This window comes from Sphingobacterium puteale (genome assembly GCF_050986225.1).
Taxonomy (GTDB): Bacteria; Bacteroidota; Bacteroidia; order Sphingobacteriales; family Sphingobacteriaceae; genus Sphingobacterium; species Sphingobacterium puteale.
Genome location: NZ_CP158959.1, coordinates 3,917,431 through 3,940,872, shown reverse-complemented (window position 1 = coordinate 3,940,872; position 23,442 = coordinate 3,917,431). Strand labels below are relative to the sequence as shown.

General features: G+C 43.4%; 17 protein-coding genes. 11 read left to right on the top strand and 6 right to left on the bottom strand.

The window, feature by feature from the left end; genetic code table 11:
* The 7 genes from ABTV71_RS16775 (at nt 1) to ABTV71_RS16745 (ending at nt 12,177) form a co-directional block, all read left to right on the top strand.
* A complete protein-coding gene (locus tag ABTV71_RS16775; protein WP_433900345.1) occupies nt 1-1,905 on the top strand; it encodes a RagB/SusD family nutrient uptake outer membrane protein in 1,905 nt (634 codons plus the stop codon).
* A 17-nt stretch (nt 1,906-1,922) separates the two neighbouring features.
* Nucleotides 1,923-3,206, top strand: a complete 1,284-nt coding sequence (locus ABTV71_RS16770) for a DUF5000 domain-containing lipoprotein (RefSeq protein ID WP_433900344.1) — start codon at nt 1,923-1,925, stop codon at nt 3,204-3,206.
* A gap of 33 nt (nt 3,207-3,239) precedes the next feature.
* The gene (locus ABTV71_RS16765) at nt 3,240-3,950 is read left to right on the top strand and encodes a DUF4998 domain-containing protein (RefSeq protein WP_121125220.1); all 711 of its coding nucleotides are present in this window, start codon (nt 3,240-3,242) and stop codon (nt 3,948-3,950) included.
* Between the two features lie 522 nt (nt 3,951-4,472).
* On the top strand, nt 4,473-7,805 hold the full coding sequence (locus ABTV71_RS16760; RefSeq protein WP_433900343.1) for a SusC/RagA family TonB-linked outer membrane protein: 3,333 nt from the start codon (nt 4,473-4,475) through the stop codon (nt 7,803-7,805).
* Nucleotides 7,806-7,823: 18 nt separating this feature from the next.
* A complete protein-coding gene (locus ABTV71_RS16755; protein ID WP_121125222.1) occupies nt 7,824-9,842 on the top strand; it encodes a RagB/SusD family nutrient uptake outer membrane protein in 2,019 nt (672 codons plus the stop codon).
* Nucleotides 9,843-9,946: 104 nt separating this feature from the next.
* Nucleotides 9,947-11,044, top strand: coding sequence for a glycoside hydrolase family 88/105 protein (locus tag ABTV71_RS16750; RefSeq protein WP_433903715.1), 1,098 nt, complete (start codon nt 9,947-9,949; stop codon nt 11,042-11,044).
* 122 nt (nt 11,045-11,166) lie between these two features.
* Entirely contained in the window at nt 11,167-12,177 is a 1,011-nt protein-coding gene (locus tag ABTV71_RS16745) for a S41 family peptidase (RefSeq protein WP_433900342.1), read from the top strand.
* A gap of 52 nt (nt 12,178-12,229) precedes the next feature.
* On the opposite strand, the gene ABTV71_RS16740 is transcribed toward ABTV71_RS16745, so the two are convergent.
* Nucleotides 12,230-12,967, bottom strand: a complete 738-nt coding sequence (locus tag ABTV71_RS16740; RefSeq protein ID WP_433900341.1) for a LytR/AlgR family response regulator transcription factor — start codon at nt 12,965-12,967, stop codon at nt 12,230-12,232.
* Nucleotides 12,954-13,973 carry a sensor histidine kinase gene (locus tag ABTV71_RS16735; protein ID WP_433900340.1) on the bottom strand — a complete coding sequence of 340 codons (1,020 nt, stop codon included), beginning with the start codon at nt 13,971-13,973 and terminating at the stop codon, nt 12,954-12,956. Before ABTV71_RS16735 ends, ABTV71_RS16740 begins: the two co-directional genes overlap by 14 nt.
* Before the next feature lie 170 nt (nt 13,974-14,143).
* On the opposite strand from ABTV71_RS16735, the gene ABTV71_RS16730 reads away from it, so the two are divergent.
* The 4 genes from ABTV71_RS16730 (at nt 14,144) to ABTV71_RS16715 (ending at nt 18,681) form a co-directional block, all read left to right on the top strand.
* Nucleotides 14,144-16,567 carry a TonB-dependent receptor domain-containing protein gene (locus ABTV71_RS16730; RefSeq protein ID WP_433900339.1) on the top strand — a complete coding sequence of 808 codons (2,424 nt, stop codon included), beginning with the start codon at nt 14,144-14,146 and terminating at the stop codon, nt 16,565-16,567.
* 269 nt (nt 16,568-16,836) lie between these two features.
* Entirely contained in the window at nt 16,837-17,025 is a 189-nt protein-coding gene (locus ABTV71_RS16725) for a hypothetical protein (protein ID WP_433900338.1), read from the top strand.
* Between the two features lie 235 nt (nt 17,026-17,260).
* A complete protein-coding gene (locus ABTV71_RS16720; RefSeq protein WP_121125227.1) occupies nt 17,261-17,827 on the top strand; it encodes an RNA polymerase sigma factor in 567 nt (188 codons plus the stop codon).
* A gap of 2 nt (nt 17,828-17,829) precedes the next feature.
* The gene (locus ABTV71_RS16715; protein WP_433900337.1) at nt 17,830-18,681 is read left to right on the top strand and encodes an anti-sigma factor; all 852 of its coding nucleotides are present in this window, start codon (nt 17,830-17,832) and stop codon (nt 18,679-18,681) included.
* Nucleotides 18,682-18,724: 43 nt separating this feature from the next.
* Here ABTV71_RS16715 and ABTV71_RS16710 read toward each other — a convergent pair whose 3' ends face one another.
* The 4 genes from ABTV71_RS16710 to ABTV71_RS16695 all read right to left on the bottom strand — a co-directional run bounded on the left by ABTV71_RS16710 (nt 18,725) and on the right by ABTV71_RS16695 (nt 23,066).
* Nucleotides 18,725-19,333 carry a DJ-1/PfpI family protein gene (locus ABTV71_RS16710; RefSeq protein WP_433900336.1) on the bottom strand — a complete coding sequence of 203 codons (609 nt, stop codon included), beginning with the start codon at nt 19,331-19,333 and terminating at the stop codon, nt 18,725-18,727.
* Nucleotides 19,334-19,457: 124 nt separating this feature from the next.
* Nucleotides 19,458-20,456, bottom strand: a complete 999-nt coding sequence (locus tag ABTV71_RS16705; protein WP_433900335.1) for a GlxA family transcriptional regulator — start codon at nt 20,454-20,456, stop codon at nt 19,458-19,460.
* 156 nt (nt 20,457-20,612) lie between these two features.
* Nucleotides 20,613-21,722, bottom strand: coding sequence for a peptide-methionine (R)-S-oxide reductase MsrB (gene msrB, locus ABTV71_RS16700; RefSeq protein ID WP_121125231.1), 1,110 nt, complete (start codon nt 21,720-21,722; stop codon nt 20,613-20,615).
* Between the two features lie 339 nt (nt 21,723-22,061).
* The gene (locus tag ABTV71_RS16695) at nt 22,062-23,066 is read right to left on the bottom strand and encodes a helix-turn-helix domain-containing protein (protein ID WP_433900334.1); all 1,005 of its coding nucleotides are present in this window, start codon (nt 23,064-23,066) and stop codon (nt 22,062-22,064) included.
* Nucleotides 23,067-23,442: the final 376 nt, after the last annotated feature.

Below are 23,442 nucleotides of genomic sequence, written 5' to 3'. Positions count from 1 at the left end.
ATGAAAAGAGAAATTACAAAATATTTAATTGGTGTGTTATTGGTCATTGCAAGCGCATCCTGCAGCAAATATGTGGATGTCGTACCAGATAATGTACCGATACTCGAACATGCTTTTGCAAGTAGGGTAATGGCCGAACGCTATCTGGCTACATGTTATAACGCCATGCCTAATTTTAGTGGTTATAATGCTAACCCCGCGATCATGGGTGCCGGAGAGATCTGGACAAACGAACAGATCGCGTCAGCCGGTAAAAATATTCTCCGTGGTGCACAGAATGCGGATAGCCCTTTGCTCAACGAATGGGATGGTACATCCAGTCTCTGGCGCGGTATCTCGGATTGCAATATCTTTATAGATAGTATCGGTCAGGTACCGGATATGCCTATCGAAGAACGTGATAAATGGAAAGCAGAGGCAACATTTCTCAAAGCTTTTTACCATTATGAATTATTGAAACGTTATGGACCTATTCCTATCATGGACAAATTTATCCCGGTAGGATCGGACCTGGAAAACTATGCCGTTGAGCGGCAGCCGGTCGATGAGGTGTTTACCTATATTATCAAAACGATTGATGGTGCCATGGAGTTTCTTGACCCCAATGTGGTTGATGTGAATGCCGAAATGGGACGTGTGAACCGGATAGCTGCGAAGGCAATCAAAGCAGAGGTACTGGTGTACGCCGCAAGTCCGCTGTTCAATGGCAACCAATCGTTGGTGGCTACGATCAAAAATCAGAACGGCAAGCAGCTCTTTAATACCACTTATTCGGCGGAGAAATGGATCAGTGCCGCCAATGCATGCCGGGAAGCTATTGAAGCCGCCGAGCAAGGGGGCAAGTCGTTATTTGTCTGGCAAGCGCCACCTGGAGTTAACATCACCCGTCCTGAGGCTATCGCCCAGCTGAGCTCAAGATTGGCTTTTTGTCAAAATAAAGATAATACGGAAGGACTCTGGTTTTACTCCAATAATCTGATCAGCAACGACGTTCAGCTATCCTATATGCCCCGCGGATGGGATGCCAATACGCAGTCGAATGCAAGTATTCGTTCCTTTCTTTCGGCTAGTCAGAATATGATCGCTAAATACTATAGCGCCAATGGCGTGCCCATAGACGAGGACAAAACGTATCCTTATAGCCAGCGTTTTGAGGTAGTCAATGTGACTGATCCCAAGTACCAATATGATGTGGCGCTCAACAACCAGACCATTCGTTTGCATCTGGACCGCGAACCACGTTTCTATGGCAATATCTCTTTCGATGGCGGACGTTATTTTATGCGGAGTAATGCGACAGAAGCAGCGGCCTTCAGTACCTTTTATCGGCTAGGGGGAAATGTGGGGATAAACAATGGTACCTACTATAATGTCACGGGATACGGGGTTAAAAAATATGTGAATTATGAAAATACCTTCGGAGCTTCCAATTCAATGAGTATTGTATCTTTCATTGCTCCCGTGATCCGTTTAGCAGACCTTTACCTGCTTTATGCCGAGGCACTTAACGAAGTGAACGGCCCCACGGCGGAAGCGGTATCCTACATTGATAAAGTACGTGCCAGAGCAGGGTTAAAAGGGGTAGAGACAGCCTGGCAGGAGTACTCCATTTACCCGAGCCGCCCCGCAACAAAGGATGGTTTGCGGAAAATCATAAAGGATGAGCGGACGATAGAACTTGCCTTTGAAGGTAAACGTTTCTGGGATCTACGCCGTTGGAAAGATGGGACGGAGGAACTGAGCAAGGAGGTCGTGGGCAATGATGTGAATCAGCAAAACCCCAATCTTTACTACAGACAGATGGTATTCTATTCCCCGAGTTTTACAGAGCGGGATTATTTTTGGCCGATCAGCCGCGCGGAGTTGCGTAGGAATCCCAAAATGGTTCAAAATTATGGATGGTAGTTTTTAAAATAATGAATATGAACTTAGTATATAACACGAAAGGATTACACCAGCTCCTGATCTTTGTGGGGCTATTTATTGCTCTTTTTCAGGGATGTAAGGAGGATGTGGGGATACAGCCGATCAAAGAAGGTGCTGTAGCAGGGCAAGTGACCAATGTGCGTACCTATGCATTGGCCGGGGCTGCTGTAATCAAATATGACCTCCCCACAGACAAGGATTTTCGCTATGTAAAGGCGGTCTATGTCTTGAACAACGGCAGTCGTGTAGAGACTAAATCTACACAGTACAAGGATTCGCTTCGGGTGGAAGGTTTTTCTGTTGCGGGCAGGTATGATGTCGAACTTTATTCTGTAAGTGTTGGCGAGGTCACGTCCAAGCCAATCGTCGTGACAGTCGACGTGGCTACACCTTATAACCGACTGATCTCGGAGAGCCTGAAAAGCGATTCAAAATTTAATTCCACCTATGGTGGAGTCAATATTTACATTGACAATAAGGAGAAACAGCCGCTGGTGGTCATTGTCATGAAAAAGGATGCGGAAAACAACTGGAAAAATATTGATACAGCCTATACGAGCCTGGAAACGCAGACCCTGCGTGTACGCGGCATAAGCGAAGGCATGAGTACCTTTGGGGTATTTATTCAGGATAAATGGCGCAATAATTCGGATACCATTTCAAAGGAACTGGCACCACTGGAAGAAATATTGATTCCCAAAGATACCTGGCAGCTGACCCAGATTGCGGTAGGTGCCATCGGTGGCGACTGGGATACGTTTAATGGAACTTATGGTGGACGTAGTTTGAAATATAAGACATTATGGGATAACAAGATGACGGCACATGGAGACGAGGCTTGGTTTGCATCGACACCGATTCCTTTTTCTTTCTCGATAGATCTTGGGGTACCGTCCATTCTGAGCCGTATCAAGACCTGGCCGCGGATGTCTGATCTGAACGGTTCCTACACGACTACCCATGTTAAAAAATTCCAGGTATGGGGATCTAACAGTCCGGATATGAATGACCCAAGTTTTGACAAATGGTTTTTATTGGGAACGTTTGAAAGTGTGAGACCCTCGGGACTACCCTTCGGGCAGGCAGCGACAACGGATGATAAAAATTATGTAAAACAAGGTGAGGAATGGGATTTTCCGGATGTAAATCCTACGGATGCCCGTTATAAGAACCGTTATATCCGTATCAAGGTATTAAGTACATGGAATGGTATTGAAGCTTCGGACAAAAATCCTTCCGCCATTATCATGTCCGAGATCACCCTTTGGGGACAACGTTAGCAGATGATTGTTTAATTGTAATGAGTGAAAATTATGAAAAGAAAAATAGTATATATATGTGCACTTATAGTTGGACTGGCGGCCTGTAAGAAGGAAGATCACTATTATAAGGCCTATTTGGAAAATGCTGAACGCTATTATCCCGGAGCCCTGGATTCATTGGCAATATATCCCGGAAACGGGCGGGCCCAGGTGCATATGCGTTTGAGTACCGACCCAAAGATAAGGCGGATACGTTTGGTGGTAACCAACGACTTAAATGCGCTGCGGGACACATCGTATTATAATATTACGGCTTCAGAGATCGGAAAGGAAAAAAATATCTTTCTGGAAAAGCTGAAGGAAACGCGCTACACGGTCAGTGCCCGTGGCTTTAGTGCCGAAGGAGACAGTTCGAAGGCAATGACAGCAACGGCATCTGTGGAGGGTGAACGCTACGGTGCGACGGTTTTGAGCCTCAATAGGGTATTCAGCAATTTCGCGACTTCGCCGGGAGGCCGAAAGCAGGCTATATTTTTCGTTGAGACGGTCGGTAGTGGTTTCACACCATTACAGGGAACTCGGGTATATTTTGATAGATCAGACAATAAGCGGGATTCACTGTTCCTGGCGCCATTGGATTTTGCCGTGGAGTTCCCCGCTGACATCCAGCCCAAAGGAAGTATTTCTTTTGTCAGCTATTATAAAAAGACCATGTTCTCCCTGGACAATTTCCAGACTCATGAGAAGGTGGTCAGTTATTAGCGTAAATTTGCAGAACACAAAGCTATAGTTCCGGTAAATTTTCTTCCAAACCTCAGTGCAATGAATATTTTCGTTGCACTGAGGTATACTCTGATTCAATGCTAAGGTTGTCGCCCCATTTAGCCTTTACCCGGTCGTTCTGATATAAAATCTATCTGCCGGCCAGATTTTTTCGTCGAGTTATTCTATTTTACTGTATTTCGACATATGTTTTATTAAAATACCGACCTATCCGTCTGTAATAAGAAAAATACGAAAACGTTGTAGTTAAATTACGCAAACGTTGTAGTTAAATTTTCATTAACAAGAATTTCTCTGAGTTTAACGACTAATTGACCGTGGATCTCGGATATATACTGATTTTGTATATTGAATATCGTGTTATTGAGACAAAATAGCATTTTTTTGAGACGAATAGGTCCTGTTTTTGTAAATGCTAATCTTCACTTTTACAGTTAAAATTCCTTACTACAAGGAGACCAATTGTAAAATTTCTAAATCAATCGAAGTGAATATTGCTTTATGGGAAACTATTGTAAACTTAAACAAAGCCATCGGATATCCTCATCCTGGTTGTTATGTCTGGTCGCTTTTGGTAGTCCGGCTACTGCATTAAACGCCAACGCAGCATTAAAATCAATTACCCGACCGATTGTTCAAAACCGTGAAATTACGGGTAAAATATCGGATGGCAAGGGCCAGCCGTTATCAGGTGTCACCATCAGTGTGCCGGGGAGTATAATGAGTACAGCCTCGCGGGCCGATGGTTCCTATTCCATTTCGGTATCTCCTCGTGCAGAAAAGCTTGTTTTCAAGCTTCTTGGTTACAAGAGCCAAGAAATTTCCCTTACCGGGGCTAAGGTGCTGAATGTCGTCCTGAATTCATCGGCAGATGAATTGGAGGAGGTCGTGGTGGTGGGCTATGGCACTATGCGTAAAAAAGACCTGACGGGTTCAGTGACACAGATCCTACCGGATCGAATAGCCAATGAAAACCCCAAAACGGTGCAGGATATCTTGCGTGGTACAGCGGGAATGAATATCGGCTTTGACGCTTCGGCAAAAGGAGGTGGATCGATCGAGGTACGCGGTAAACGATCGGTTTACGATAGTAACAGCGGCCATAATAATCCGCTGCTCGTGCTCGATGGAATGATATTCTATGGTGAACTTTCGGAAATCAACCCGGATGACATTGAACAGATCGACATTTTAAAAGATGCCTCGGCCGCGGCAATTTACGGCTCAAAAGCGGCCAGTGGCGTGATTATTATCAGCACAAAAAAAGGCAAACAGGGCAAGCCGACAATCAATATGACCATGAACGCAGGTGCGACGCAATTGAGCAACTACCGCAAAAGATTCAATCCCGCCGCTTACATGCAACATCGAGCGGATTGGTATACGAAAAATACGTATGGTATTAATCCGGAAACGGGGCTGTACGAAGCTTATCAGACGCGCGACGACAACGGAAACTTAGCGGTGCCTTATGGGTTTTACCTGAGTCCGGATCAACTGCCGTCATCTTTATCGCTGGAATCCTGGCGTGCGCTTTCGACAAACGAAAATGGGGAGTCCGATCAGAGCATCTGGGGCCGCCGTCTGGGACTGCAGGGAAATGCCTTACAGAATTTCCTGAACGGAAAGGCGGTGGACTGGGCAGACCATACCTTTCGCACGGGATTCAACCAGGATTATAATGCCAGTATCAGCGGGGCGAGCGATAAGGTGAACTATTACCTGTCCATGGGCTACCTTAAAAATGAAGGTGCTGTTATCAGTGACACGTACAAGGCCGTCCGGGCCAATATGAAAATCAATGCGCATGTAAACAAATGGCTGGAGCTGGGGGCGAATGTTAATTTTCAGGATCGCTCTGATGGAAATATAGACATCGACCTGGATCAGGCGCTGCGTAATAGCCCTTACGCGGATTATGCCGATGCCAATGGGAACCCGCTACAGTATCCACTCAGCGAACAGTTCAGCCAGCGGGGCTATAATTATGATTTTTTGCAGAACTATCTTGAACTGGATAAAGGCTACACGGTGCTGAATTCCATCTTCAATGCGAAGGTAAAATTACCGTTCAATATCACGTATTCTTTTAACGCATCGCCGCGCCTGCAATATTTCCATGACCGTTATTTCATGTCGGCGGAGCTCCCGGGATCTAATCCTGCCGATCGGGGTGCAAACCGTGAACAGACAAAACGATTTGACTGGTCGCTCAATAATACCATCAACTGGGAGCACACCTTTGCGGATAAGCACCGCCTGATGTTGACCTTGGTGCAGGAGGCCGAGGAACAGCAGTCCTGGAAAGACCGTATCGAGGCTCGTAACATTTTACCTTCAGATGCCCTTGGTTTCCACAATACCAAAAATGGCTCAAAAGAAAATAGCAGCTTCGATAGTTATGATAGCCATCAAACGGCGGATGCCTTGTTGGCACGTTTGTTTTACTCTTATGATGACCGGTATATGCTGACCACTTCCATCAGGCGAGATGGTTATTCGGCTTTCGGAACGTCTAATCCTTATGCTACTTTTCCCTCCGTGGCGCTGGCCTGGAACTTCACCAGAGAGAAATTCTTTAAATGGACGGATGTCATGGATTATGGTAAACTGCGTGCTTCCTACGGCAAAAATGGGAACCGCCAGCTTGCAGATCCCAATCTGGCGCTTGCGAACCTCTATGCCGGCAGTGGAAAAATGCATGGCTACCTCAACTCTGCCGGGGAACTGGTCCAGTACCGTTACCTGATGGTTGACCGCCTGGCCAATCCCAACCTGCAATGGGAAAAGACCACAGCATGGAATTTTGGTCTGGACTTTGGATTTTTAAAGAACCGGATCTCCGGTAGTTTGGAATATTACCTGATGCAGACCCATGATATGATTATGGAGCAGAAGCTGCCGAACTTTACGGGCTTTGGCAGCATCACGACAAATCTGGGGCAAGTGGACAACAAAGGGATTGAACTGACCTTGAATACGGTCAACCTGCAAAAGGACAACCTGAAATGGTCCACCACCTTCAGTTTCTCATACAACAAGAATCAGATTGTGCATCTCTATAAGAATTACGAAGACGTGCTGGACGCAAATGGAAACGTGGTGGGACGAAAGGAAATGGACGAGATTTCGAATGGATGGTTTATTGGTCAGCCCATTGGCGCGATCTGGGACTATCAGGTGACGGGCATCTGGCAGGCCAATGAAGCTGCGGAAGCGGCCAGATATGGACAGGCACCGGGCGACCCCAAGGTAGCGAATCCTTATACAGCCGATGATGTCGTAAATGACGCCGGAAGGAAACCTGTTTACAACAACAATGATAAGGTGTTCTTAGGACAGACCGACCCTCGTTTTCGTTGGGCAATGCGCAATGAATTTACGCTATGGAAAGACCTCAGTTTTTCGTTTAATATTTATTCGTATATGGGGCATAAAAGCTTGTCGGGCAATTACCTGAACAATGATGATGACGGGGGGCGGATGGCGTACGGGCTGGCTAATCTGCCAGCCAAAGAATACTGGACGCCGGACAACCCAACGGATCGCTATGGCCGGATCGAAGCCAAAGGACCCGTAGGGGCAGAGGGTGCCCGGTGGCTTTACGACCGTTCCTTTATCCGTCTGGACAATATCTCTGTGGGCTATACGCTACCGGCATCGCTGACATCCAGGTATAACTTAAACCGGGTGAAGCTATACGGAACCGTGCGCAACGTGGCTACCTGGACCAAAGACTGGGAATTTGGCGATCCTGAAACATTTCATCCCGACAATAATCCCCAGGGATGGGCCTCCCGTGTGTTTACCTTTGGTGTGAATCTGTCTTTATAACCTCATGAATTGATAACTATGAAATATACAATAAATACATCCGGATCTATCAGCAGAGGTATCGCAATGATGCTTGCCGGTATACTTGCCATAAGCAGCTGTTCGAAGGAATTTCTACAGCCTGACCCATTGTCTATCTATTTACCCAATGAGACCTTTAATACCGAGTCGGGACTGCTGTCGGCCATGGCCATCTGCGACCGTCATCTGAAAGGGTATTGGGCCACGGATAATAATGAAATGCTGACCCTTGGGACAGAATACATCTTCTCCGAATTGATGGTCGCAAGCAATACGGACAAACGCAGTATGATGGCAGACGTCGCCAACATGCTTACACCGACCAGCGACAACTCCACCCTGCAGAATCTGGACCGCTCAAACAGTATGTGGTATTTATGGCAGGAAACCTATAAAGGCATCAGTTATGCCAATACCATTATCAAGTATGTGGATCAGGTAGAGACCTTGAGCGAACAGGATAAAAATGCCTACAAAGGCCGGGCTTACTTTCACCGCGCTTTTCGGTATATGGCATTGGTATTTGAATACGGTGACGTCCCATTGGTGACGACCATTATCGATGTGCCAAAGCAGAACTACCGCAGTACCAAACGTGACGCCATTTTACAGATGATCACCAAAGACATGGAATTTGCCGTACAATGGGTGCCGGACCAGAAAAATATGAACCTGATCGGCATGATCAATAAGGGAGCCTGCCGGATGTTGCTGACGAAATGTTACCTGGCCCTAGGGGAATACCAGAAAGCCAAAGAACAGACGGATATCCTGATTGATCAATCGGGGTATTCCCTGATGACCGAAAGTTTTGGAACGTTCAACGATGGAGGGGAGGCGCAGACCTGGTCCATTAGCCGCAACGTCATCTGGGATATGCACCGCCCTGAAAATAAATTGATCCCAACCAATCGCGAGGTGATCATGGGGATGCCCAATCGTGGCGCCGATGCAGAGTCTTTTGTGAAAATGCTGACCATGCGTATTTTATATCCTTTTGTATTCGATAGCCGGATCCAGACCACTGATGGGAAGCAGGCCTTGCTGAATATTAAACGGAACAGTTCGGATTACAATGCAAAATACGATTATATGCGGGCCTTTGGCCGTGGTATTGCGACTTTCAGGCCTACGGCTTTCCAGTCAAAAGGGGTATGGTCTGTCAACGGTAAACTGGATGAGGGCGACTTGCGCCACAGTTCCAAAGTAGGAAATTGGGTACGCATGGAAGATTATAAGGTAAATAACAAAGAGTCAAAAGATTTTGGAAAACCGATCACACTGAAAGATCCGGAAACGGGCAAATTATTATGTACAGATTCCATCCGTCGTTGGTTTGATGTGCCGCATTATAAGTTTTTTCTGGATGATCCCGTCAGTGAGGCGAATATCAGCGGTTCGGACGGTTCAAGGGGCGCAACGAATGGTAGTATCGCCGACTGGTATCTGTACCGTTTGGCGGAAGCTTACCTTTTGCGTGCTGAAGCAAAATATTATATCAATCCCGCTGACGGAACGATAAAAGATGATCTGAATGCCGTTCGTCAACGGGCAAAATGTACGGAACTGTACCGGGGCGCCGTAACTATCGGTGATATTATGAATGAACGGGCACGTGAACTCTATTGGGAGGAATGGCGGAATGTGGAACTGAAACGCGTATCGCTGTGTCTGGCCCGCAGTGGTAAGCCCGATGAATGGGGGAACGTGTATAATCTGGAAAATTTCGATAAGCAGAGCGGTACAGATGCTAACGGTGGAAGCTACTGGTACCAGCGTATCGTGCATTACAGCCTGTACAATAAAGGTGTCATTCATGTGAGTGCTACTGGTCTAAGTGATATCAAGTACACCATGGATAAAAAGAATATGTATTGGCCAATTCCCAATGTAGCGATAACCTCTAATATTAAAGGGCAATTAAAGCAAAATTATGGCTATGATGGTTATAACGCGGCAACTCCGGTATGGGATAAGTGGGAGGATGCTGTTGCGGATGAAGCCAAAGTGGAGTAGTCATGCCTTATGGGACGGAACCGGTCTGCAATGACGCGGATCGGTTTTGACCTTTTTTAAGTTCAATGAATTAATAATCAATGCTTTTTGTTATGATAAAAAATGTGTTTTTGTTTTTACTTTTTCTTCCGTTTAAATTTTGTTTTGGACAAACGGAACTAACAAACTTTCCTGCGGGAGCGGGGCCAAAGGAAGTAGGTTACCGAATTGCGCACCGTTTCGTCGCCGGCAAACATATGCTCCATGCGGGTAAATGGATCAGTTATCCCGAGACTTTTTACTGGACGGGTGCCATTAACTACGCTGACCTGACTGACGATCAGCAGCTGATGCAGGCGATGAAAGACCGCTTTTCTAAATTAACGTCAGTTGAGCAGAACCTGCTGCCGATCAAAAATCACGTCGACTTAAATATGTTCGGAAGTCTCCCTTTACGGCTTTATCAACTCACTAAGGATAAAAGTTACCTGGATCTGGGGCTTCCTTACGCTGATACGCAATGGGAAGTACCGCAAAACGCCAGTCAGGCTGAAAAAGACTGGGCCCAGAAAGGCTATTCCTGGCAGACGCGTCTTTGGATCGACGATATGTACATGATTACGATCCTACAGACACAGGCTTTCGGGGCAACGGCCGATCCGAAATATCTGGATCGTGCAGCCAAGGAAATGGTGCTTTATCTGGACGATTTACAGCGTTCCAATGGCTTGTTCTATCATGCGCCGGATGTCCCTTTCTACTGGGGGCGGGGCAATGGATGGATGGCAGCAGGGATGACGGAATTATTGCGGATGCTGCCACGGGATCACCGGGATCGGCCCCGTATCTTGAAAGGCTATCTGAAGATGATGAAGAGCCTCAAAAAATACCAGTCGAAAAGTGGTTTATGGAATCAATTGATCGATCAACCGGATTGTTGGGAAGAAACTTCCGGATCGGCAATGTTTGCCTATGCAATGATATCGGGCGTTAAACAGGGCTGGCTAAATAGTAAACAATATAGCCCGGTAGCCCGGAATGCCTGGTTGGGATTAACCAAATATGTGGACGATAAAGGTGCTGTATCCAATGTCTGTGTGGGGACCAATAAAAAGAACGATAAACAGTATTATTATGATCGTCCCCGCCATACAGGCGATTACCATGGACAGGCTCCTTATCTATGGTGTGTCAATGCGCTGCTGGAAGACGGCGGCAAGTAGGTTATACGGTTTAGTTCGTCTGTTATTCGAACGGTTTTCGTACAGAAACGATTAGTTTTGAAAAAAAAAGAATGCTAAATTCAGTAATAAAATAGCTACTTTTAAAATCACGACAAAGCTCAATGATGACCAGATCTTTTTTATTGCTATGGCTGCTATTATCTTCGACATTTTCGTTTTCGCAAGGTTTTAAAAATGACAGCGTAAAATCATTTATCGATAAAACGATTGAACTGATAGCAGCCAACTCAATCCATACGGAAAACCTCGGAGCCATAAAACGTGACTTATACCGTAAATCTGTAAACTTAAGCACGATAGATGAGACTGCACCCTTATATGAGGGTGTATTTAAACAGCTTTATGATTATCACGGCGGTCTAAAATATAAAGGAAAAACATACGGATGGAACAATCCCCATGCAATGGCAAATGTCTATCTAAAGGACAAGCTAAAAATTGAAAATAAAACATGTAGTAAGATCATTGATAAAAAAATAGGGTATATCAGGATTGTTGGAAACCGTGATTTTGCGTTTAAAAAAGTAGATAGTTTAGCAAACGATATCGTATCACATGTCAATACCATAAATTCAGCTCAAATCACGGCCTGGATTATAGACTTGAGATTAAATACGGGCGGCAATATGTACCCGATCTTATTGGGCCTGAAGGAATTTATTGGAAATAACATCATTTTCGGTGGGTTTAGGGATGCCCGGGACAAACCTACGGGCAATTGGGAGATCAAAGCAGGAAAATTGCTGATTGATGGAAATGTGCTGGACAGAAAAACAGCTTTGTTCCATCCGATACAAACGGATGTTCCATTGGTTATTTTAACGAGCTGCTATACAGCAAGTGCAGGTGAAATGATTGCGCTTTCTTTCATCGGACGGAATAACACATTTATTGTAGGGGAACCAACAGCCAATTATACCACAGCAGTACAGGGCTTTGAAATAAACGATCATGCAGGAATTAATCTGTCAACGGACTATGTAGTGGATCGAAATTTAAAAGTTTATAAATCCAATATTTTACCTGATGTTGAAGTCCTAGAAGGTGATAACCTGGAAGATTTAAAAAAAGACCGAAAAATAATAAAAGCACTGGAGTTGTTCGGTAAATAGGCCTCTCTTCGCAAATTATCTGCTATGCCTTTTATCGAAATTCCGGCTGTCACTATGTATTTCTACTCATGGGTGATTTTTGAAAAACTTGAAAAAACTGCTTTCTATAGGAGGACCCGATGGGAATCGTATCAGCTGAAACTTTAACGAGGCTTTTTTCGACATAGGTAATATGCTGAAGAGAAACAATATAAGACCGGTGAATTCTGCAAAAACTATCGGCTGGCAACTGTCCGATCAGATCTTTGAGATTCATATAGGTAATGATCGAGCCTGCCCTTGTATAGATACAGATATAGTTGTCTAGCCCCTTGGCATAATAGATGTCCTGCAGTTTTACCTTAAAATACTTCTGTTTGGCATCGCCTTTTATCAAGATATGGCCTGTCTCCAGAAGGCTATTTTCTTGATCAGCGAGCTTGTTGAGCTGATGAAATTTGACAATGGACTTTTTGAAACGATCAAGCGTGATGGGCTTGAGCAGAAAATCAATGATATCATGCTCATAACCATCGATCGCATACTTGGGATAGGCTGTTGTAAATATAAATTTACAGCGATTCTGGCAACGTTTCATAAATTCCAGACCGCTCATCGTTGGCATTTGTATATCCAGAAAAACAAGATCAATTGCTGTTGTTTCAATGATGTGCAGGGCTTCATAAATGTTGGTTCCTGCATACGCCAATGTGATTTCAGGAAAATGCTGTAGGTGGTTTTTCAATATTCCCATTGCAAATAATTGGTCGTCAACGATGATACAGCGTATGTTTTCCTTATTTTCCATCATTTAAATATATATCAAGATGAACTGAATAAAGCATTTCGTCTTTTGAGATATGAAACGAATGACTTGAGGGAAATAGAATTTCCAGTCTCCGTTTTACATTAGCTAGCCCGATGCCATGACCGGAATCTTTCAACTGCTGATTGATGTGATTTTTGACCTGGAAGGTCACCTTTTTCCTTGTGGATACCAAAACAATTTCTAGGGGAAATTTTGGGTCACTGACTATTCCATGCTTAAAGGTATTTTCAATAAACGTAATGAGCACCAAAGTCGGATATAAGATATTATCGTCCTGAATTTTTTTTGTAAAGCTATAGTATATACCCTGCTCAAACTGTGTGGACTGAAGATCAATATAATTTTGGATAAATTCGACTTCATCGATCAAAGGGGCCATCTGAACGTTGGATTGCGTCAGGGTGTAGCGCATTGTCCCTGCTAATTTCCTGATGGTCTCGGATAGCTTTTCCGAAATGGGCAACGAAACAGCATACATGTAATTGAAAATATTATAGAGGAAATGGGGGTTGATCTGAGATTTCAAAAAACTCAATTCAGCTTCTTTCGCTACAGCTTTCAACTCACTGTTCCGCTTTTCGATAGCAATGGTTTTAAAAATCAGAAAGGTAATGAAGCCTAGAAAGAAACCTGGTAGGGAATAATAAAAGTTGTCATAAACATAAAATAGTGGATTTAAATCTTTTGTTTCTGGAAACCCGAGATAGCGAACGAAGATAATTTCTTCGATTGAATAACGGATCAGCACACACAGGAGATTCAAACCGACAATCGATGCGATAATCAGTCCCCACCGTCTTCTCTCCCAATTTTTAGGAAAAATATAGACTGCCGTCAATAAGATAATGAGCAATAGGATCACCTGCGATTGCGTTATCAGGGCAATTCCCATAAATGAAGCTTTGTTAAATACAATAGCTCCAACGATCAGGTAGACAGAAGATAGGAACCATACGAGCACTATAATTTCATAGATTTTTCGATTCATTACGCAGATATAATTGTTAAGTTGTTCATCGCTTTTTCCTGTTCTTAAGATTCACTGCTACAAAATTGAACATAATTTTAATCCTGTTATAGCGATTTGTGTAAAATACGGGACCATTCACGTAAAGAATTTATCATTTCCATCCGGCGATTCTATTTTTAAAAGAAAAAATGCTTAGCAGAATTATACTTCTTATTATATGGTCTTTTCTTTGGCCATTGTGGTCGTCCGCACAGTGGACTATAATTCCACAAAAACAACTGCTTCTGTACGGACAGATCAAAGATTCAATAACGGATAAGCCCATCAGTTTTGCCAATGTGGAGGTGTTTCGGAATGAAAAGGAAACCTTGGCCCGAGCAGCAAATGATGCCGGAAGATTTGAAGTAAAAGTAGATTCAGCCTATATTATCAAACTAAGGATAAGCGCCATAGGCTATACAGAGAAATGGCTCGAACTTATGGAAAGGTCCAATAATCAGAAACCCATAGATCTGGGCACTATTTTTATCGTACCGGGCAACAGGTTGGAAATAGTCGACATCACAAAGAGGCCTCCGGTCATCCAGAACATGGTGGACAAAATTGTTTACCATGTTGCAAGTGAGCCATCGTTAAGCGGTGGCACAGGAGAAGATGTTTTTAGGAAACTTCCGATGGTGTCCCTTGGCCCAGATGGGAAAGTTGCGCTACGGGGAAATCAACAGGTAAAAATATTGATCAACGGCAAGCCATCGGCTATCTTTACAGGCAATAGCGCTGATGCATTGCGCATGTTTCCATCAGATCAGATTAAATCGGTTGAAATCATGACAAACCCATCTGTTAAATACGATATGGAAGGTGCTGCAGGCATTATCAATATTATTACCAATAAAAGACTTGTCGACGGTCTAAATGGCGGAGTGGTCAGTTCAGTTGAAACACGTCGGAGCAACATAGCGGGAAATATTGCGGGTAGGATGGGGAACTTCGGCCTTACAGCCAGTATCGGCAGCTCCTGGAGCTATCCCATTGCTAGTGTCATCCGGTCGGAGCGTTTATCTGCCTTTGGAGAAGCAATATTCTCCCAGGTAAATCAGAGCCGGAACCGCAGAAATGGCCGGCAACTGGCGCTTGCGATGGACTATGAGTTAGATTCGAATAATCTACTGGTGTCAAACCTCAATTTTAACAAGCTTACAGTCATCACAGACAACCATATTGAAAGTACCTACCCCAGTGAAAACAGCGTGATCTTGGGGGCCGTTGACAACAAACAGCCGGCAAGCAACCTGGATATGAGTATAGATTATGTCAGAAAGCTTGGAGCTCCGGGAAAGGAACTCCTGCTGTCGACTCAATATGCAAAGGGCAACAATGGATTGGCTTATCGTTCGGATTACAATAGTCGACGGGAAGTTGGAAATAACCAAGGTTCAAGCCATGAATACACAGCACAATTGGACCTTAAGTATCCGGTCGGAGCCATAGCAATGGACTTTGGAGTAAAAATGGTAAAACGCAATGTCAATGCGCTTATTGCCATAGACAGCTTGGATCGTTTGGCAAATAGAATGGTTGCTGACGCCCAGCGTAGTTATCTATTTAAATATAGGCAAGATATCTTGGCAGGCTATGTGGCGGCGGTTCTGCCGATCGGGGAGGTATTTAACCTGAGTGCCGGCTTGAGGTTGGAAAGAACAAACTGGGGTGGAGCCGAGACAAATGGTGTATCTAAGTTTTCGAACCGTTCGACCGATCTATTCCCGAATTTGGCATTTTCCTATACCTATGGAAAAAAAACAGCCTTCAAAATTGCATATGGCAAACGGATCCAACGCCCGAGCCTCTATTACTTAAACCCTTTTAAAAATAATACCGATGGAGCTAATCAGATACAGGGGAATCCAAATCTACGATCGGAGATCATGCATCAGCTGGGAGTCGGGGGCGATTTTAACTTTAACCGGAATAATGGGCATGTCGGTCTGTCAATTTATTATAAAACCATCAACCATATGATCGAGCAGGTCTTTCAGCACCGTTTTGAAAATAACAGGACGATGACCTTGCAGACCTTTGGCAATATTGGTAGCAATAAGAGCTTGGGGACCTCTATATATGGATCCTTTACTTTGTTCAAACGAATTGACTTCAAAGGCAATATAGACCTCTATACTTATTCCAATAATTTGGATAACGACTTTTTGAACACCAGCTTAACGAAAGATCGTGTATATCTGTTGTATAAAACTTTCGTCGGGATAATGGTGGCAGCGGGGAAGGGCTTTATCATTGATTCTAATATTTTCTGGGATTCCCCACAAAGGACATTTCAGGGTGAATTTGCCGCTTTCAATCTATGGAATATCACAGTGAAGAAAAAGCTGTTGAAAGAAACTGTGACAATCGGAATAACAATGACTGACCCTTTCAATAAGATAAAGAATTTAAGCAGCTACGCTCAGACCTCCAGTATGATGCAAAAAAGCAACTTTTCTTTACCTTTTCGTTCTTTTGGACTCTCTTTATCCTGGCAATTCGGAAAGGGAAAATATGGTAGCTACAGATCGAAAGAAAAACAGATCAATAACGACGATCAAAAATTATAAAGGAGATTTCGTCGAGATGGTATTCGGAATTATTCCCAAAGAGGATATTTGTTTCCGTGATGACACATCGCCGGTACAGACTTGGCGCAGCATGGGAGGGTGTTATGTGCCCAAGTATTGGAGAATGGGCTCGTGCACCGCTCTTTTTGGATCAGGCCGAATGCCTTTTGCTATGATTTTACCAACTTAACCACAGGACAGCAGCTGATTCGTGCCGTACAGCCCGAAGCTCAGCTGCATCTCAACGGTAAATGTATAATGTCGGCCGGGTGGAAGGGAAGAAGGAGGGCGCTTATCTGCGGTCGGAATGGATGTCCGCATTTACAGCAAAACCCGAAGATTTTAGTTATGTGAAACATGAAATCAGTGAACTGGACCCGCTGCTCTCCTGGAGCACCTCAACGCTGTTGATCTGGTGTATTCGGAAGATTTCAGAAAAGTGTACGCCACGCTGTTGAAAAACTGGCTAAATGCGGATTCTTCAAAAATATTGGACTGGAAGAACGGTATTTATGATTTTAATTAAAGGTTGACGATTTCTGCTTCATGATGTCCGGCATAGTCTTGAGGGGTACCAGCATCAGGTATTTTTCCAGGTTATTTATCGAGATTTAAGTATTTTTACGTGATTTATGGAGGTTGCATTGTTTTTCGGTTTTTTATCTACATCTTTAAGCGTTATAAACGTAAGATTTGAGTCCATTACACAACCTTCCTGAAGAAACTTTGATTCTTTTATTGAAAAAAAAGAACGAGCAGGCCTTTAGTTATCTTTACGATAACTATGCGGATGCCCTCTATGGGGTGGTGTGTCGTATTGTAGCTTCCACTGAACATGCCGAGGAAGTGATTCAGGATGTATTTGTCAAAATCTGGAAGCATGTTGATCTTTTTGATGCCGAAAAAGGCCGGTTATATACCTGGATGATCAATATTGCACGTAACACGGCGCTGGATTACCGCAAATCCAAGAGTGTGGTCAACGAAATGAAAAACCAACCGCTCTCAAATATCGTAAATACAGAAGAAGAACAGGATCAGAGCGACAGTGAGCAACATACGAAAGCAGATTTTATTGGATTCAGAAATATTTTGGATAAATTAAAGCCTGAATGTCGTATCTTGATCGAGATGGCCTACTATGAAGGATATACGCAACAGGAAATTGCGGAACAGCTTGATGTTCCTTTGGGTACCGTAAAAACACGGACCAAGGCTGCATTTTTACAGTTAAAACAATTATTAAAGGACTATCGTTAATTTTGGATATCGCAGCATACATATCGTCAGGGATTATTGAATCGTACGTTTTGGGGCTTGCTTCCGAAGAGGAAGTTAGCATACTGAACTGTATTCGAAAAAATAATGTCGAAGTGGAACGAGCTATCGCCGAGGCCGAAAAAGCGCTCGAGGGATTAGCCGATATCCAAGCGATGGCGATGCCTGATACCTTAAAACAGGATATCTGGAATAGACTTGAAGCTGAAAATCTGGTTTTGAAGGATGATCAATCAGACGGTCTGCCGACGGAGGGAGCCATATCCCCTGATGCTGTTGTCCAAGCGCCAATATTGAACACTCAAGAGGTGCCTAAGCGGATCGTGCCGGCTAGACCCTATGGCTGGGCCATAGCTGCCAGCATATTGTTCGTACTCAGCGTCAGTGCAAATTTATTCTTCTATCAACAGCAAAAGGAAAATAAGGAAATGCTTGTCCAGGCAAATACCACGCTAGATACGCAAAATTCTACATTAGCTATTTTACAGTATAAATGGAGCTTGGTGCAGAACCCGGCGGTAAAAACTATAGCACTAAAAGGTGTTGAAAATAAGCCTGATTTACACGCACTCGTATTTTGGGATCAGACTTCAAAGGCGGTATACCTCAGTCTCGAACAGATGCCAGCTGCGCCAAAAGGTAAACAGTATCAGCTCTGGGCGATGGTCGATGGTCAGCCCGTGAGTGCTGGTGTGTTCCCACTGAATGCCAAAGAAGCCATGGCGAGCAAGATGCTGGATGTTTCTAAAGCACAAGCCTTTGCCATTACCCTCGAAGATGAGGGTGGTAAGCCAGTACCTACCCTCACAGAACTATGTGTGATGGGCAGCATCTAAAAAAGTACTTCCCGCATTTTCTTATCCCGTCAACAGCAACCTCTTATTTACTGTTACAATTGTTTTGCCGATATTCAAAGATTTCGATAATGGTTTCAGTAAGTTCCTTCCCATAATGTTGCTCCACCAGATAAAGCGCAGCATCTATTCCTGCGGTTATACCAGCTGTAGTAATCAAGCGTTTCTGGTCGACAAACCGTACTCCACGTTTAACAATACTTTTGGGATTATGCTTTTCTAAGGCATCCAGCAACATGACATGGGTCGTTATTTCATAATGATCCAATATCCCTGTTTTGGATAAGAGCATGCTTCCTGTACAAACGGTAAAAATAATTGTGCCCTTGTCATAGTAGTCTTTTAACCAGTTTAGTAACGTGTACTGGAAATCGTCATTCTGCAGATATGCCATAACACAGTCTGGATTGGCACCGGGAACGACAATCATGTCCGGTCGGGGGGCAGTTTGTATTGAGTGCATTGGGATAATTGCCATGGTATTTGCTTCCATTTGTACGGCTTCTTTGGTTTTTCCGACCGTGTAACAATTATAACTCCCCGGAGCTATAACATTTGCCTTGACAAATACATCTAGCGGACCATTGAGGTCAAGTGCCTCTATCTGATCATAAATAAAAAACGCTACGTTCATGCTCTTGTTGTTTTGTTTCGGATTCATCGCGATATACTATTATTGATCGTTAAATTGAGATATAGTTTTCCCTGCCGGTGAATGAACACCAGTATTTTTTTGTGTTTTAATTTGTAGAAATGGATTATTCGGCGCCTTTACAAGCCTTCCGGTATTGGAGTGGGGATATGGAAAGGTACTTTAGAAATAAGCGCCGAAGAGAAATTACGTTTCCAAAGCCACATTTCTGTGCGATCATTTCGAAACTCATATCGGTATATTCTACCATCTTCTTTGCTTGGTCCAGCCGCATTTTTTCGAGAAACTTACCCGGAGTCATGCCTGATTCTTTTAAAAAGACCCTGGAGAAATTGCGGACACTCATATTAACTGATTCAGCCATATAGTCTATACTGATTGCCTGGCCCAGTTTATCTTTAAGTAAATCTCTGATCGCTTTAGTGAAAGGGGCTAATAGGTCATAATCGGTAATCGCATCTCCGAACTGGGACTGCCACCCGGGTCTTTTTAAATGTAAAACGAGATGTTTGGCTACTTCAGAAGCCAATGGTTTTCCACAATCTTCCTCCAATAAGGCCAAGGCAAGATCTATTCCTGAGGAGACCCCACCTGAAGTATAGATCCCCTGATCGTGGATAAAAAATGGATTGACATTAACGTTGAGATCAGGATAAATCCGTTGGAGGATAGCGGCATATTTCCAATGGGTTGTGACTTGTTTACCCGCCAGTAGCCCGGCTTTTGCTAAAACAAAAGCACCAACACAAATTGAGCCTATACGCCTTACATTTGTCGCAATACCTTGCAAATAACGGTAAATATCGGGGTTTACTTCATCGAGCAAATTAAGGTCAGTGCCAGCAATGAGTAATGTGTCTATTGAGCAATCATGATCATAAATGGAATGGCTGCAGGTGAGAGGTATTCCGGCATTCGAGTATACCATCCGATCCGGTGTACTGGATATCAGCTGAACTCGGTATTTCGGTGCACTACCAACTGGCGTAAAAAAGTTGGCCGACATAAATACATCACAGGGGCCGGCAACATCCAATAACTGAACCCCCGGTAATATCAAAAGTGCAATCGTTTTTATTCCTGTTTGTTTTTTTGTGTTTTCCATAGCTCACTTGTATGCCACAAATGTACTAAGATGCGGATATGGCTACAATGACAAATAATAGACAGTTTCGGCCATTTTTCATGAGGCCAGGTCATTTTCTACCATGGCCTCTGATAATGTCATGCAGCTCAATCAATTTTATTGATGTGCTTACCGTTACTTTTTAACCAATAATGTTAGGTATTGTTCGTAGCCTTTATTCTTCATGTCTTCTTTGGGAATAAACTTGAGTGAAGCGCTGTTGATGCAGTAGCGGAGCCCACCTTTATCCACAGGACCGTCGTCAAATATGTGCCCTAGGTGTGCGTCACCGGTTTTGCTCCGTACTTCCGTGCGCCGCATGCCATAAGAATGATCTGATAATTTTTCTACCAGGCTATCGCTTATCGGTTTGGAAAAGCTTGGCCATCCACAGCCGGACTCAAATTTATCGGTCGAGACGAATAGGGGTTCACCTGTAGTGATATCTACATAGATACCTTCTCTAAACTCATCGTTGTATTCGTTGGCAAAGGCACGCTCGGTTGCATTGTTTTGTGTTACATCATATTGCAGAGGGGTAAGTTCCTTTTTCAGAGTCTCCTTGTCGGCCTTTCTATAGCTGCTGGAAGGAGCGGGTGCTGCTTTTGTCGTTTCCGGATTTGCCTTGCGCGCCATTTCAAATAAATCGGGGCCGATGTGGCAATAACCACCCGGATTTTTGTCGAGGTATTTTTGATGGTAGGTTTCTGCATCGTAGTAGTTCTGCAAAGGTTCTAATTCGACCACGATCTGCTTAGAATATTGTTTAGCCATTGCGGTTAAACTTTCCTTGATCACAGGGATATCAGCTACATTGGTGTAATAGATGCCGGTACGGTATTGTGTACCGATATCATTGCCCTGTCTATTGAGTGAAGTAGGATCTATTGTTTTTAGGAATAGGTCAACCAGCAATTTAAGGTCAATGACCTCCGGATCATAACTTACTTTGACCGTTTCTGCAAATCCGGTTTTTCCAGTTGAAACCTGGGTATAGGTTGGATCCTGCACGTTGCCGTTGGCATAGCCGACTTCTGTTGCAGTAACACCCCGAACTTGCTTGAAGAAATGTTCGGTTCCCCAGAAGCAGCCGCCGGCGAAATAGATGACCTGATCGTTGTTGTGTATATTATCCATAGTATGTTGTTTAGCTGATTTTGATCCTGCGGCTTTTTGTGAAAAGCCGAACTTGCTGACAATGAATAGGCCGATGCCCAAAGCCAGCAATACAAATAACTGTTTCATATGACCTCCTTTTTATTCTCTTGTCATTTTATCCGGACATGTTGATTTTAATTCGTTTTGAATTGCGCAAATTCATCTATTGCCGCTCTTTTTATTGATGCAAACACCATTCCCTTTCCATAGCATTTTGCCGCTAAATTGGTTATTTCGGGTCTTTAGCAATGCCTTTTTACACTGGACAGACAAAGCCCTGCCCTATATTTTTAAATCCTGTTTTTTGGGCCAGAGTCCCATGTTCGGAAATTTAAATTTGGCATTGTCAAATAGCGGGGCTACGTTGGATTTCTGCTACACCAGGCTTCTTATTTCAACAGTCAAAGCTGTCATTGACAGTCCCGATTATTCTTCTGGTGTTGTCGTGCCAAGGAGATAACTGCTTGGGGTGAGCCCCGTTTGTTTTTTAAAAAAATTGCAGAAGCTGGACTCATTTTTAAAACCGCATACTATGGTGCTCATTTTGATGGAATTGTTTTGACGGAGACAAACTTTAGCTTTTTTTAGCAATTCTTGATTGCGGTATTTCATAATCGCAATTCCGAATCGTTCTTTATGAAGATAACTTAAGTAGCTTGGCTGAATATTTAGCGCGTTAGCAATATTTTTGATCCTTACCAGATCATCACTTTCGGCAATGCGTTTGGAGATGAGCAGACGTGCCTGCTGCACTATCAGATCAGGATCATACAACTGTCTTCCGGCTATTAATAATTTATCTTTGCAAAGGTAAAGTAGATCCTCAATTTTTCGCAAGATGCGGATCTTTGGGATAAGTGGCTTACTGCCAAGTTCGATAGTAAGATCGCGGAGAATTCGCCGGGTGTGCTGTGAAGCTATAAAACCTATGCTAGCTTTATATTGTCGGGGCTTTAGTCTATTCGTGGCAATGATTTCGGTTAAAAATCCAAATTCGGCCAGCTCACCGAGTTCAATTAGGTCGACAGGCAAATTAAATCCTTGTATATGATAATTTCCGGGCTCAAAATATACGTTAATGATCGTCTCCGGAACATAAAGAAATACACCCTGATGTGGAGGGAACAGATATTCCTCACAGCTTTGGCTTTGGCCGTATCGAACAGCCCTACGCCCGTCAATATGGTAGAGCAAATGGGTTTGAGGATTGTGGACCTGAAAATTGATAGCTGTGTGTGTAGCGACTTCAACGATATAACTATAACTTTCCAGATTGCCGATACTTAGGTATTCTTCAAATATTTTTATGCTACTGTTATAAAACAGTCGTTTACGACTCCCTGGTAGTCTTTCCTTTATGGATTTTGTTGGTGTACTCCCCGCTAGTAAACACATATTTGTTTCTATCAAATGAAATGATTTTGACTGCATACAACTGTTGATTTTTTTTGAAATATTTCAGGTTATTTAGAAAAACTGGTTTGTTGTAAGAATTAAAACGTATGGACAAATAAAATAAAGTATAAGTGGTAAAACAAACGGATTAATAATAAAAAGTTGGAATCAGTAATATTTTACGGAAAGTGTAATAGTTAATAAATATATAATTAAAAGAAATTTTGTAAATTTGGGTTGACGGTAATTTTTGTTTTTGACTTAATGAAACGAATCAATGTTTGCTCGACAGTGACTAAAACTTTATTATACCGTCAAATTTGGTAAAAACCAGTTATTGATAAGATACCAATATCTGTCTGAGAAATTTCAATGGAAGATATTTTTATGTTTTACTTTTCTTATGAAATAA